The following is a 1,776-nucleotide window of genomic DNA, read 5'->3' as shown; positions in this document are numbered from 1 at the left end:
GATCGAAAGATTGCACCCAACTGTTCGGCTATATAGATTGAACAAGGAAACAATAAGTCTGTCGTCTCAACGGCATTAATAATGACATTGATATGCGTCGTGTTAAGTTTTACTTTGAAGTCAATACCGTGACTTAACAGCAATCTTGAAAGTTTATCTTGCCGCTCATTCCAATGCTTTTGCAAGTGGATAGCCAGAGGATAAGACGCGATTGTCTCCAAGGATATTGACTCGTTATTAATTGGATGATCTTTTCTACAGACCATAACCGACATATCTTTTCCGACTTTTCTTTGGACCAAGTTTTTATTTAAATTTAATGGAAAATAATGAATTCCAAAATGAACGAGCTGATTATTAATTCGATCTGGCGTTAACTCATTCCAATCTTCAATGGTTAATTCTATATTCGGCGCGTTCTCTGAAAAGTATTGAATTATTTCTGGGGCTAGCCAATATGCGATGTAACTATTCATCGCTATATTGATTTTTATATCTGAGGTCGATGGATCAAAAGACATATCCTCAGTTAATTCATCAATATCATGAATAATATTATTGAGCTTGGCACGTATGGAGATTGCTTTTGGCGTTAGCTCCATCCTGCCGTTTTTTCTGGTAAGTAATTCATCCTGAAATATTTCCCTTAGGCTTCTTAGTGTTCGGCTCACCGCAGAAGCACTTGTCGACATTTGGTTTGCTGTTGCTGTGATACTTTTTGTTTCCAAAAGTAACGCCAACGGTTTCAGTAAGTTATAGTTAAATATCATGTCTAAACTCTCTCACAACACTCCCTAAAAACATAATATCAATTTTGATAAGTATCAAGTATCACTATTATCAATTGTGGACAAGAACATATTAATTAAACTAGTTCCATCTTGGTTGGAGTAGAAGAATCCCTTATGGCTGGTTTACATACTACAGTGAAAGTTGTTGGCTCAAAATGCAACTATGATTGTCAATATTGTTTTTATTTAGAAAAGGACCTGCTCTTAAAATCTAAAAAATCAATGAATATAGAAACGCTAGAGACTTATATTAAAAATTATATTTCTAGCCAAGATACGCCTATTGTCGAGTTCGCATGGCACGGTGGAGAACCTACATTGATAGGCATTGATTTTTTTGAAAAGGCTGTTGAGTTTCAAAAACAATACGCTAACGGAAAATTAATAAAGAACACAATTCAAACCAATGGCTCTAAATTAAACAGTGATTGGTGCCGATTCTTTCGAGAAAATAACTTCTTGGTTGGATTAAGTTTAGATGGGCCTGAGTGGCTTCAAGAAAAATACCGAACCAAACAAGGAAAAAGTGCTTTTAAAGAAAGCTTTTCTGCATTAAAGCTTCTACAAAAAATGAACGTTGAATACAACGTTTTGGCATGTGTGACCAAAGAGTATTGCAAACATGCTGAGGCTATCTATTCATTTTTCCGAAAGAATAAGGTGAAACATATTCAGTTCTCACCTCTTGTCGAATCTTCTCCGTTAGAAACAGAGCAAGCTCGTGGCCAACACTTTGGTAGCAATCTGATTTTCTCGACAGACAAACGCCATACAGATCCTCAGAAATACGAACCTATCGCTTGGTCTGTTGATGCCAAAGAATACGGACGTTTTCTCACCGACGTATTTCATCTTTGGGTTTCTCAAGATGTGGGCAAAGTCTTCATTTCGAACTTTGAACAGGCATTAACACAATACCTTGGCAACCCGTCTCCAAACTGTATTCATGCCAAAAAATGCGGCTCGTCTTATGCCGTTGAAGCAA

General features: G+C 36.7%; 2 protein-coding genes. One reads left to right on the top strand and one right to left on the bottom strand.

Going from position 1 to position 1,776, the window contains the following annotated elements:
- A partial coding sequence (locus tag R7R24_RS24350) for a LysR family transcriptional regulator (RefSeq protein WP_318119675.1) occupies positions 1–728 on the bottom strand: 728 nt, incomplete at its 3' end.
- A 177-nt stretch (positions 729–905) separates the two neighbouring features.
- Between R7R24_RS24350 and R7R24_RS24345 the strand changes: the two genes are divergently transcribed.
- Positions 906–1,776 (top strand): anaerobic sulfatase maturase (locus R7R24_RS24345; RefSeq protein ID WP_318119673.1); only part of this gene is annotated, 871 nt, incomplete at its 3' end.

The organism is Vibrio sp. 704, assembly GCF_033339295.1.
The sequence above is the reverse complement of the archived record's forward strand: the minus strand, read 5'-3'. Positions and strand labels throughout refer to the sequence as shown.